Genomic DNA, 11011 nt, shown 5'->3' with positions numbered 1-11011 from the left:
TCTTCTTGTGTCGGGTGATGAACGCGTATTTCACCGCGTTTCCTTGGCAAAGAAGACCGTTGCCTTTTTTAAGATGTCTTTCTCCATCTTTAAGCGGCGATTTTCTTCCCGGAGCTTCCGGATTTCAGCCTGCTCCGCCGTGAGCTTGCCATTGCCACGAAAAGCCTTTCCATCGCCCTTTGCGTGTTCTTTGATCCAGCGGCCCAGCATATTGGCATTGATCTCCAGGCTGCGGGCGGCTTCCGCACGGCTATAACCTTGCTCCAGCACGAGGCTGATCGCGTCCAGCTTGAATTCTTTCGAATACTTCTTTCTCGAGGTCATGTAGTACAGTCTCCAGTTGAGGGTATTATCCCTTAACTGGGCTGGCCACATCCATTGAACCACTCCAAGTTGCTCCTAACTTCGAATGGCCCGATTGCCGGGCATGGCTTTAGGGCTTCGTAACCTCGGTAGTCCGCTGGAGGGTGCCGCGGTCGCGTTGCCACTAAATCGATGCAGTGCTCGCGCCGACTCCCCTGCGCTGCACAAAAGAGGCACCACCCACCGCGTCCCAACGCGGGGAACGTTGACGAGCCGTTCAGTGCGATCGTTGCTGCCTTTCGTGTAGGGTCGAATTTATTCGACCAAACAGCGGCGGAATAAATGACCCGAAAAGAGGGGCCCGCTGTCCGCCCTACAGCGACAGGCAGCACACCCCCTGTAGGGTTGAATTTATGCGGCCGAAAAGCGGCGGAATGAATTCCGCCCTACAAGGACAGGCAGCCCCCCTGTAGGGTCGAATTTATGCGACCGAAAAGCGGCGGAATGAATTCCGCCCTACAAGGACAGGCAGCCCCCCTGTAGGGTCGAATTTATGCGGCCGAAAAGCGGCGGAATGAATTCCGCCCTACAAGGACAGGCAGCCCCCCCTGTAGGGTCGAATTTATGCGGCCGAAAAGCGGCGGAATGAATTCCGCCCTACAAGGGCAGGCAGCCCCCCCTGTAGGGTCGAATTCATTCGACCAACCCCAGGCCGGACAATTGCACCCTCACCCACCGATTGGCACCCCGCGTTGATCCGCGGGTAGGTCAGGTCTTTTTGGCCCGGCGCGCAGGGGTCGGCGCGAACACCACATCCGCTTAGTGGCAGCAACCCCGCAGCCCACTCGCCCGGACACCCCCCAAACAACCGCGCCCAATCATCAGTATCACCCGGGTCGACCAACCTCCCCCCCAAGCAACGCCCCCTGCAAGAAGCAACAAGGCAAACGCACCGCATGCCCCGTAGCAGAGGGCCAAAAAGCACCTGGCCTGCGCCGGAGCGACGCAGCGGCCGCCAGGCCGCCCCCAGCACCAGCACCAGCACCAGCACCAGCACCAGCACCAGGATCAGGATCAGGATCAGGATCAGGATCAGGATCAGGATCAGGATCAGGATCAGGATCAGGACAATGACACAGACACAGACACAGACACAGACACAGACACGAAAAACAAAGCGTACGTTACACGGCTATACTTGAGCCATGAACATCAGACTCCTGCTTCTGGCACTCATCACCGCGACCACCACCGCGCAGGCCGCCCCCGCCACCGTCTACAAAACCGTCGACGACCGGGGCCATGTCACCTTCTCCGATACCCCGCCCGAAGATGGCGCCGCCACCGAAACCCTGCAAATCCACACCCCCGAGCCCCTCACCGACGCAGCCTCCCGGCAGCGGCTCGACAACATGCGCGCAACCACCGACCGCATGGCCGCCGACCGCCGCCAGCGCGAGCAGCACCGGGCGCAACTGCGCGAAGAGGCACGCAAGGCCAGCCAGGTCGCCGACCGGGCGCCGGTGGATCGGTACTACAGCGAACTCTACAACCCCGGTTACTATCCCTACCCGGTCTACCACCCCCGCCGACACCACCACAGTAGATCGCGCCCCGATATCCGGCCTCCGCTGCGCGGCGGCGCACTGCACCGCAACGCCCAGCTCATGCGGCCCATATTGCCGCGCGACTGAGCAGTTCGTCGGCCACACGGATTCTGTTAAGGTAGGTTCGATCACACAGCGAGGCGACGCCATGAACGCGAAGAAGCCACTGATGGCCTGGGCCTGTGCCAGCCTCCTGTGCGCCAGTGCCGCGCTCGGCCAGATCTACAAAACCACCGACGAAAACGGCAACGTCGTGTTCACCGACCAGCCGCCCGCCGGCGATCGCGCGGCCGAGGAAGTAAAGCTCAAGCAGCTCAATACCACCCCCGCACCCACGCCCCTGCCAGCGCGGGAGCCGGCCCCGGAGGAACCCGCGGGCCCCGACTATACCGTGTCGATCAAATTCCCCACCGACGAGTCCACCATCCCCATGGGGCCCGGCAATTTCTCCGTGGTCGCCTCCACCTTCCCGCCGCTGCGCGCGGGGGAGGTGCTGCAACTGCAGATCGACGGCGCCGACCGGGGCCCGGCGCAGACCGGAACCAACTGGGACCTGACCAACGTCTTCCGCGGCGCCCACGAGTTGACCGTGCAGCGCAAGTCCGCCAAGGGCGAGGTGCTCACCACGTCGGACGCCGTCACCGTCTACGTCCACCGTCCCTCCATCAAGTTCCGGAACAACTGAGGCGGGCCGCCGGCGACGGCGCTGGACAGCCCTCGCCGGTGAGCGCACCATAATGGTGCGCAATTCGTCTTCAGGCGCCACTCATTGGCACCAAAGCGGGGCCAACAGGGCGAGCCGGATCGTCACACTTCCGCGCGACACCCGCTAGCTGCCTGAAATTGCAAGATTTTTCAATTTTTTGCGCTTTCCGGGCCCAGGTGCATCTTTTTGGCTCTATTTTTGCTAAGTCAAGATGCATGCCGTGGCAAAGCGGTCAATCGTGGGGCAAGCATGACGCAGCAGCAGGACATTCTCGACAATCTGAGTACCGGGGTAATCGCCCTGGACGCACAGCTGCGGATCACCGCCATCAATGCCTCCGCCCAGGCTCTGATGGAGGTTTCCGAAGCCCGGGTACTGGGGCAGGACGCCGGCCAGCTGTGCGCCGAACCGGGCGAGCTACTGGCCACCCTGCGCCAGGTGACCACCGACCGAACCCCCCTGGCCCGCCGGGGAATGTCGCTGACGCTGCACTCGGGCGCGCCGATCCACCTCGACCTGTTCGCCACGCCGATCCTCCTTGAGGGCGAACTGGAAACCCTGCTGCTGGAGCTGCAACCGGTGGACCGCCTGCAGCGCATCAGCCGCGAAGAGGGCATGCAGCAGGCCCAGGAAACCACCCGGGCGGTGATCCGCGGCCTGGCACACGAGATCAAGAACCCCCTGGGCGGAGTGCGCGGCGCGGCGCAACTGCTGGCCCGGGAACTGCCCGACGACGGCCTGGCGGAGTACACCCGGGTCATTATCCGCGAGGCCGACCGGCTGCGGGATCTGGTGGACCGGTTGCTGGGACCGCACCACCAGCTGGAACTGTCGATGATCAATGTGCACGAGGTCATCGAGCACGTGCGCAACCTGATCGACGCCGAGTCGGACCAGCGGGTGACGATCAGCCGCGACTACGACCCGAGCCTGCCGGACCTGCCGGGCGACAGGACCCAGCTGATCCAGGCGGTTCTCAACATCATGCGCAATGCGCTGCAGGCCGCCGCGTCCCCCGAGCAGTGCCACATCTGCCTGCGCACCCGCTCCCAGCGCCAGTACACGATCGGCGCCCACCGGCACCGGCTGGTATGCCGTATCGACATCACCGACAACGGCCCCGGCATCCCCGAGGAATTGCAGCAGTCGATCTTCGTGCCCATGGTGACCGGGCGCGCCGACGGCACCGGCCTGGGCCTGTCGATCGCGCAATCGATCATCAACCGCCACGGGGGGCAGCTGGAGTGCGAGAGCGAACCCGGTCGCACCCGCTTCTCGATTTACCTACCGATGGAACGCCACAATGACACGACAAGCTAAGGTCTGGATTGTCGACGACGACAGCTCGATTCGCTGGGTGCTGGAGCGCGCCCTGAACCAGGCGGGCATCGACAACGCCAGCTTCGCCGACGCCGAGACCCTCGTGGACCAACTGCGGGACGAGCAGCCCGACGTCATCATCAGCGACATCCGCATGCCCGGCACTGACGGGCTGGCGCTGCTGTCCATGCTCAACGAACGCCACCCGGACATGCCGGTGATCATCACCACCGCCCATTCCGACCTCGACAGCGCGGTGGAGTCCTACCAGCGCGGGGCCTTCGAGTACCTGCCCAAGCCCTTCGATATCGACGAGGTGGTGGCCATCACCGAGCGCGCCCTGGCCCAGGCCCGGGAAAAGCGCGGCGAAATGCCCCTGCCGGAGACCATCCCGCGCACCGAGATCATCGGCGAGGCGCCGGCGATGCAGGAGGTATTTCGCGCCATCGGCCGCCTGGCGCACAGCAATATCACGGTGTTGATCAACGGTGAGTCGGGCACCGGCAAGGAGCTGGTGGCGCGCGCCCTGCATCGCCACAGCCCCCGCGCCGCCAGCCCCTTCATCGCCCTGAACATGGCGGCGATTCCCCGCGACCTGATGGAGTCGGAGCTGTTCGGCCACGAAAAGGGCGCCTTCACCGGCGCCAACAGCAAGCGCGAGGGCCGCTTCGAGCAGGCCGACGGCGGCACCCTGTTCCTGGACGAGATCGGCGACATGCCGCCGGAGACCCAGACCCGCCTGCTGCGGGTGCTGGCGGACGGCGAGTTCTACCGGGTGGGCGGCCACACCCCGGTGAAGGTGGACGTGCGCATCATCGCCGCCACCCACCAGGACCTGGAGGAGCTGGTGCAGACCGGGGATTTCCGCGAGGACCTGTTTCACCGCCTCAACGTGATCCGCATCCACATCCCCAAGCTGGCGGAGCGGCGCGAGGACATCCCCCGGCTGATGCAGTACTTCTTCCAGAAGGCCGCCGAGGAGCTGGGCGGCGAGACCAAGGTGCTGCTGCCGGAAACCGAACAGTACCTGACCGGACTCGACTGGCCGGGCAACGTGCGCCAGCTGGAAAACACCTGCCGCTGGATCACGGTGATGGCCTCGGGCCGCGAGATTCACCTGCGCGACCTGCCGCCGGAGCTGGGCAAGACCCCGCCGCCGGCGGAGGGCGCCGAGCCCAGTGACTGGCGCGACCTGCTCTACAAGTGGGCCCGCAACGAGCTGATCCAGGGCAAGCACCATATCCTGCGCCAGGCGGTGCCGGTGTTTGAGCGGGTGATGATCGAGGTGGCCCTGCAACACTCCCAGGGCCGCAAGCGCGACGCCGCGGAGTTGCTGGGCTGGGGCCGCAACACCCTGACCCGCAAGATGAAGGACCTCAATATGTAGCGGCGGCGCGGCGCGGCCGGTAGACTGCCGCCATGCCCGCCACCCCGCCCAGCATCGTTTTGTTCCAGCCGGAGATTCCCCCGAATACCGGCAATATCATCCGCCTGTGCGCCAACACCGGCAGCCCCCTGCACCTGATCGAGCCGCTGGGGTTCGAGCTGGACGACAAGCGACTGCGGCGCGCCGGCCTCGACTACCGCGAATTCGCCGCCCTGCGCACCTGGCCCGACCTGGACAGCTACCGGCGCGCGCACCCGGATACCCGCCTGCTGGCGATGACCACTCACGGCGCCACCGCCTATCATCGCGTGACCTACCAGTCCGGGGACGCGCTGCTGTTCGGTCCCGAGACCCGCGGCCTGCCGCCGGCGCTGCGCGACAGCCTACCCGCCGACCAGCGCATCCGCATTCCCATGCGCGCCGACAGCCGCAGTCTCAATCTCAGCAACGCGGCGGCGCTGGTGCTGTACGAGGCCCTGCGGCAGCTGGATTTTCCCGGATTGAATTGACTGTGCGCGTCGCCATCGGCTGAGGTTGGTCGAATGAATTCGACCCTACAGGGGGGTGGGGGAACCTCCTGTAGGGCGCCATTCATTGTGCCGCTGGTTGGTCGAATGAATTCGACCCTACAAGGGGGCGTGACAAGCGCGCCAAGGAAGGGGGCGTGCCAAGCGCGCGATGAAGGGGGGCGAGCGCGCCCATGAAAAAGGGGCCACTCGGGCCCCTTCGGCACAGCCGGCGAACAGCCCTAGTGGGTGGCCGCCTCGCCGCCCTCGGCGCCTTCCGCGGAGGCCTGGGCTTGAGCCTGGGCCAGCGCCTGCTGGTACAGGCCCTCGAAGTTGACCGGAGCCAGCATCACCGGCGGGAAGCCGCCCTTCACCACAATCGCGTCGATGTTCTCGCGGGCGTAGGGGAACAGGATGTTGGGGCAGGCGGTGCCCAGCACACGGCGCAGGTTTTCGCCCTCGATGCCGGAGATGAAGAAGATCCCGGCCTGCTGCACTTCCACCAGGAAAGCGGTTTCATCGTCCACCTTGGCGGTGATGGTGATGGTCAGCACCACCTCGTAGTTGCCGTTGTCGTCGATCTTGTCGCTCTTGGTGTTCAGGTCCACGTTGACCTTGGGCTGCCACTGCTTGCGGAAAATGCCGGGGCTGCCGGGGGATTCAAACGAGAGATCCTTGGTGTAGATGCGCTGCATGGTGAACTGCTGTTGGGGCAGGTCCTGCTGCTGGTTTGCTGCTTGCTCTTCGGCCATGGAGCCGTCCTCCGCTAGTGAAAGAAAGTGATTAACTGTGTCAGGGTGCCGGAACCAGCAAGTCGTCCAGCTCCCCGCGACGCTCCAGCTGCGCCAGCTCGTCAAAGCCGCCCACGTGGCGTTCGCCCACCCATATCTGCGGCACGGTGCGACGACCGCTGCGCTGCATCATCTCCTGGCGCAGCGCCGGATCCCGCTCGATACCGATCTCGGTGTACGCGACCTGCTTGCCGTCCAGCAGTTGCTTGGCCCGGATGCAGAAAGGGCAGTAGGGGGTGGTGTAGAGCGTGACTTTCGCTGTCATGTCGTGGCGCTTGTATTATTTGGTGGTCGGCAGTTGCAGGTTGCCCCACTCGATCATGCCGCCGGCCATCTTGTAGACCTTGCCAAAACCCTGCGCCCGGAGCTTCTTGCCCGCCGCGCCGGCCTGCTGGCCCATCTTGCATACCAGTACAATGGGGTTGTCCCGGTACTTTTCAAGCTCCGACAGGCGGGCGTCGAGTTTGCCCACCGGCAGGTGCAGGGCGCCGGTGATGTGGCCCTGCTTGTAGTCGCCGCCATCGCGCAGGTCGACGAACACCCCGTTCTCGCTGTTGACCAGGTTGATCGCCTGCTGGGGCGACACCGAGGGGCCCGCCTTGCGGGACTCGTGGAAGATCAGCAAGCCGACCATCGCCAACAGGGCGGCCGCCAGGATCCATTGCTGGGCGAGAAACTCGAGAAACAGGGCCATGCGTGCGTCGTAAACCGTCTGGGTGGCTGGATTCCGGCGGCGCTACCGGACCGTCGACCGACCGGAAATCCACCGCTGCTCAAAAAGGCGCCAAGTATACAGGCAGGCGGCGAAGGCAGCCAACCCCGCGGGCCCGCCGGCACGGGCCCGGGCCCCTCCCCGGCCCAGGCATCTGCCGGTCAGGCTCGCCCAGGCGCGATAATGGTTCTCATTATCCTTCATGGATCGGTTGCCGCCCGGCGAACCCGCCATATCGGTCCCGCGCTACCTTCCCGTCACCACGGCCTTTGTTGCCCGGCCACTGGTCGCGGCCACAACACCCGGGACAGGAACGGCCATTGAAACCGAAGACTCGCCGCCACGCGAATATACACGGCACGTACACGCACTAGTTCGTCCAGGCCTGATTCCAATCCACGTCGTTATACTGCTGTAGCTCCCAGTAGAAGGGCGTTCGGGGCACATCGTAATTACCGACTTCGTCCAGGCTGTAGGCGTCGTACAAGCGACCGTTGAGCATGGTATAGCGAACGCTGTTGCTATTGCGGATATCCTCCAACGGGTTTTTGTCCAAAACGATCAGGTCAGCCAAACGCCCCACGTCGAGGGTTCCGAGCTGATCGTCTACACCCAGGGTCCGCGCACCGTTCACGGTGGCCGCACGCAGTACGCGGTGCGGGTCCATCCCACCCTCCGCCAGCAGCCACATCTCCCAGTGCAAACCCAGTCCGGCTATCTGGCCGTGGGACCCGGCATTGATGGTGACACCGGCGGCGTCGAGCGCGGCGATCGAGCGCGCCACCGGCCGGAAACCGACATCCCAGACCTCTTCCGCGGCGTGGAGCGTGGTCATGCCGCGAACGTGGGGAGGCGCCGCCGGGGGAGCATTCACCGGACTGTAGCTACTGTTGGTTTCCTGGATATAGGTGCGTACCTTTGTGTCCTCCCAGGCGCGGGTCTTCTGGTACATGTAGTTCTCGCCCATGACCTCCCCGAACAGGGTAATCAGCGTCGGTGTGTTCGCCGTCCCGGAATGCGCCATGAACTGCACCAGGTCCGCATAGTAATTTGCCACGGGGATGTTGTGCTCCAGCGCCATGTGGCCGTCGAGCATCATGGTCAGGTTGTTGTAGAAATGGTTCTCCCCCTCGGCGTCAACCAGAATGCCGTGTTCGCGCCCCGCCTTGACAAGCTGTTGCCGCTGGCGACGCATGGGCTGCCGATAACTCTTGAGTACGCGGCCACCCAGAGCAGCTTTTTCGGCGATGACACGCTCGGCGTCCCCGTAGCCAGCGATGGGGAAGAAGCTGTTGTCGGGGGTGGCGCGCCGGCCGAAGACCCCCTTGCCCGCCCCCAGCCAACGCGGACTGACAATACGCCCGGTCAATTGCATTTCCGCACTTTCGTAGGTGGACAGCTCGGTGGAGTACGGGTCGTAGTTGGTGGTGACGCCATGGGCCAGGGCCGCGTAACGCAGCGGTTGCTTCTGCGGCGGTACGCCGCCGTCACCGCAGCAGTCGATATGCCCGTGCATGTCCACCAAACCGGGCATCAGCGTTTTACCCGAGACATCGATACGTTTTGCCGTTGCCGGGATGTCGGTTTCACCCAGGACCCCCAGGGCGGTAATCCGGTTGCCGGTGACCACCAGCACCCCGTTATCGATAACCTCCTCGCCGCGCATGGTGATGATTCGCCCACCCAGCAAAGCCAGGCTCCCGGTGGGGGCGTCCGTCGCCAGGGTCAATTCTATCTGGCGCGTCTCCACCGCGGGCCTGGACTCGCCGGCCCCGGCAATCACCGCACTCGGGTCGCGGCCATGCAGTGTACTCCCGCGCATCCAGTAGACTCGCGAGGAGTCGCTCGCCCAGCTCAGGCTATGCCCACTGGTTTCGGTAATTCGACCGACCGGCACCGCGGCCTCCCTGGCGACGAGAATTGGCTTGCCCGCCTCCCGATAGGGCATCAGGTAGTAGTGCCGGTAATTCGCGAAGGCCAGCCAGCGCCCATCGGGACTCAAGTGGAATTCGTGAATATCCGTATCCGCGCCGCGGGCGTGTATGCGCCGCTGGGTGCCGTCCAGGCGGGTGCTTTCCAGCTGGGTAATATGCTCAACGCCCGCGTAGAGCGATCCCGTGTCGTTGTCCGTAATAACCCGGGAGAAGTAGATCCTCTCTCCATCGGCCGAGAACCGCGGCGCCCTCGCCGCAACATCGATGTAGCCGCGAGTGTCATCGACCAGCGACAGCCAATACAGTCCCGGCTTTACTCCATAGCCGCCCCGGTTTTTATCGGCGGCCCCAATCCAGTAAACAATTTTGTCGCCATTGGGCGCAAAGGCGGGCTCGCGAATCACACCGCGACTCGCCGCAACCGTTTCCCGGTCCTCGCCACTGGCGCCGACCAGATTCAAGCTGCTGCCCTTCGCATCCTCCCAACTGACGTAGGCCAGCCTGCTGCCGTCCGGGGAATACCGGGGTTCCGCGGCGAAAGACGCATCGTCCCCGCCTACTTGCTTCACCGGTTTCCCTTCCGCCGAAGCGAGCCACAATGCACCCACCGCGCTGAACACCAGGTTCCCGCCCTTCGGCGATACGGCCACATCGCCGATGGCCCTGACCGCGATATGCTCGGGCGCGAGTTCGACGGGCACGTCGGGAACCTCGGTATAACGATGCCGGCTGGTCACCGAGAACGGTATCGGCTCCGCCCCGCCACCGGCCATATCGACACGCAATAGCTTTCCCCCCGCCCAGATAGCCACGTGCCGGTTGTCGGGAAACCAGTCGTAGCGCGGGTAGTACGCGCCGTGAGGCACGAAGTCGCCCTGCAGATCGCGTTCCAGGCCGTCGTAGACGGGTGTCTGCTCCCCCGACTGCCTGTCGTATTTGAACAGCACCGACTTGTCCCTAACCCGACGGATAAACGCCAGGTAGCGGCCGTTCGGCGACACCTGCGGCGAGATCGCCCCGCCAAAGCCCCCCACGAGGGTCTTCTGGTCACCGCTGTGCAAATCCAGCTGCTTGATCACAAAGTTCTTGTGGTTGGCATCCACGTAAATATGCGTGTCTTCCACGCGCTCGGAATAAAACAGGAACCTGCCATCGCCACTCAATCGGGCCTCGTTTACATCCCGGCCATTGGAAGGCGTTGCCACCAGTAGATGGCCCGGGCCGCCATCCACGTGGAAGAGGCGAATCTCCGAGGATCGCATATTGGCGAAGGCCGCATCGTACCTTGTGGCGACAATATACTCGGCGGACTCGCTCCAGTCCGGGGACGTCAGTACATCGACCGTCTCGCGGGAGACCTGCCTGGCGTGACTGCCATCGCTGTCCGATACCCACAGATTGTCGCTGCCACCGGCATCACTGATATAGACGATGCGCGCTCCATCGGGACTGAAGGCGGGCATGCGCTGCATGGCCGGCCCGCCGTGAATCAGGCGGGCCTCCCCGCCGCCCACCGGCAACTGGTAGATATCGCCCAACAGATCAAACAGCAATGTCTTGCCGTCCGGGCTGACATCGACACTCATCCAGGTGCCTTCATCGACGCGAAATTCGGCCTCGTAGTAAGGCTGCCCCGTGTCGCCAACATCCCAGTCCGCGCTTTCCGGCACCAGTACCCAGCGGATGCCCATGCACGCGGCGATTGCCGCCAGGGCGACGCCCCCCACACCTTTAATCCCCGGCAC

The 11011-nt window shown here is 64.2% G+C and carries 9 protein-coding genes and 1 pseudogene; 5 read left to right on the top strand and 5 right to left on the bottom strand.

Annotated features, from left to right (window positions below):
- Positions 1 to 324, bottom strand: a pseudogene (locus JYP50_RS19510) (transposase); the annotation flags it as partial.
- A gap of 1184 nt (positions 325 to 1508) precedes the next feature.
- Here JYP50_RS19510 and JYP50_RS19505 point away from each other — a divergent pair.
- From JYP50_RS19505 to JYP50_RS19485, 5 genes are all read left to right on the top strand, one after another.
- Positions 1509 to 1997 carry a DUF4124 domain-containing protein gene (locus JYP50_RS19505; RefSeq protein ID WP_206562243.1) on the top strand — a complete coding sequence of 163 codons (489 nt, stop codon included), beginning with the start codon at positions 1509 to 1511 and terminating at the stop codon, positions 1995 to 1997.
- A gap of 61 nt (positions 1998 to 2058) precedes the next feature.
- Positions 2059 to 2595 (top strand): DUF4124 domain-containing protein, encoded by a 537-nt coding sequence (locus tag JYP50_RS19500; protein ID WP_206562242.1) that lies wholly within the window; start codon positions 2059 to 2061, stop codon positions 2593 to 2595.
- Positions 2596 to 2865: 270 nt separating this feature from the next.
- The gene (glnL, locus tag JYP50_RS19495) at positions 2866 to 3936 is read left to right on the top strand and encodes a nitrogen regulation protein NR(II) (protein ID WP_206562241.1); all 1071 of its coding nucleotides are present in this window, start codon (positions 2866 to 2868) and stop codon (positions 3934 to 3936) included.
- A complete protein-coding gene (gene glnG / locus JYP50_RS19490) occupies positions 3920 to 5323 on the top strand; it encodes a nitrogen regulation protein NR(I) (RefSeq protein ID WP_206562240.1) in 1404 nt (467 codons plus the stop codon). Before glnL ends, glnG begins: the two co-directional genes overlap by 17 nt.
- 32 nt (positions 5324 to 5355) lie before the next feature.
- A complete protein-coding gene (locus JYP50_RS19485) occupies positions 5356 to 5832 on the top strand; it encodes a tRNA (cytidine(34)-2'-O)-methyltransferase (protein ID WP_206562239.1) in 477 nt (158 codons plus the stop codon).
- A gap of 239 nt (positions 5833 to 6071) precedes the next feature.
- On the opposite strand, the gene secB is transcribed toward JYP50_RS19485, so the two are convergent.
- The 4 genes from secB to JYP50_RS22210 form a co-directional block, all read right to left on the bottom strand.
- Entirely contained in the window at positions 6072 to 6581 is a 510-nt protein-coding gene (gene secB, locus JYP50_RS19480; protein WP_206562238.1) for a protein-export chaperone SecB, read from the bottom strand.
- Positions 6582 to 6621: 40 nt separating this feature from the next.
- Positions 6622 to 6885 carry a glutaredoxin 3 gene (gene grxC, locus JYP50_RS19475; RefSeq protein ID WP_206562237.1) on the bottom strand — a complete coding sequence of 88 codons (264 nt, stop codon included), beginning with the start codon at positions 6883 to 6885 and terminating at the stop codon, positions 6622 to 6624.
- Positions 6886 to 6900: 15 nt separating this feature from the next.
- Positions 6901 to 7314 (bottom strand): rhodanese-like domain-containing protein, encoded by a 414-nt coding sequence (locus JYP50_RS19470; RefSeq protein ID WP_206562236.1) that lies wholly within the window; start codon positions 7312 to 7314, stop codon positions 6901 to 6903.
- Positions 7315 to 7702: 388 nt separating this feature from the next.
- A complete protein-coding gene (locus JYP50_RS22210; protein WP_206562235.1) occupies positions 7703 to 11011 on the bottom strand; it encodes an amidohydrolase family protein in 3309 nt (1102 codons plus the stop codon).

The organism is Parahaliea mediterranea (assembly GCF_017255185.1).
Lineage (GTDB): Bacteria > Pseudomonadota > Gammaproteobacteria > Pseudomonadales > Halieaceae > JAFKCZ01.
The sequence above is the reverse complement of the archived record's forward strand: the minus strand, read 5'-3'. Positions and strand labels throughout refer to the sequence as shown.

Coding starts and splice junctions, on each gene's coding strand:
- secB (WP_206562238.1), bottom strand. CDS start 6,581: ATGGCCGAAGAGCAAGCAGCAAACCAGCAGCAGGACCTGCCCCAACAG.
- JYP50_RS19505 (WP_206562243.1), top strand. CDS start 1,509: ATGAACATCAGACTCCTGCTTCTGGCACTCATCACCGCGACCACCACC.
- grxC (WP_206562237.1), bottom strand. CDS start 6,885: ATGACAGCGAAAGTCACGCTCTACACCACCCCCTACTGCCCTTTCTGC.
- JYP50_RS19485 (WP_206562239.1), top strand. CDS start 5,356: ATGCCCGCCACCCCGCCCAGCATCGTTTTGTTCCAGCCGGAGATTCCC.
- glnG (WP_206562240.1), top strand. CDS start 3,920: ATGACACGACAAGCTAAGGTCTGGATTGTCGACGACGACAGCTCGATT.
- JYP50_RS19500 (WP_206562242.1), top strand. CDS start 2,059: ATGAACGCGAAGAAGCCACTGATGGCCTGGGCCTGTGCCAGCCTCCTG.
- JYP50_RS19470 (WP_206562236.1), bottom strand. CDS start 7,314: ATGGCCCTGTTTCTCGAGTTTCTCGCCCAGCAATGGATCCTGGCGGCC.
- glnL (WP_206562241.1), top strand. CDS start 2,866: ATGACGCAGCAGCAGGACATTCTCGACAATCTGAGTACCGGGGTAATC.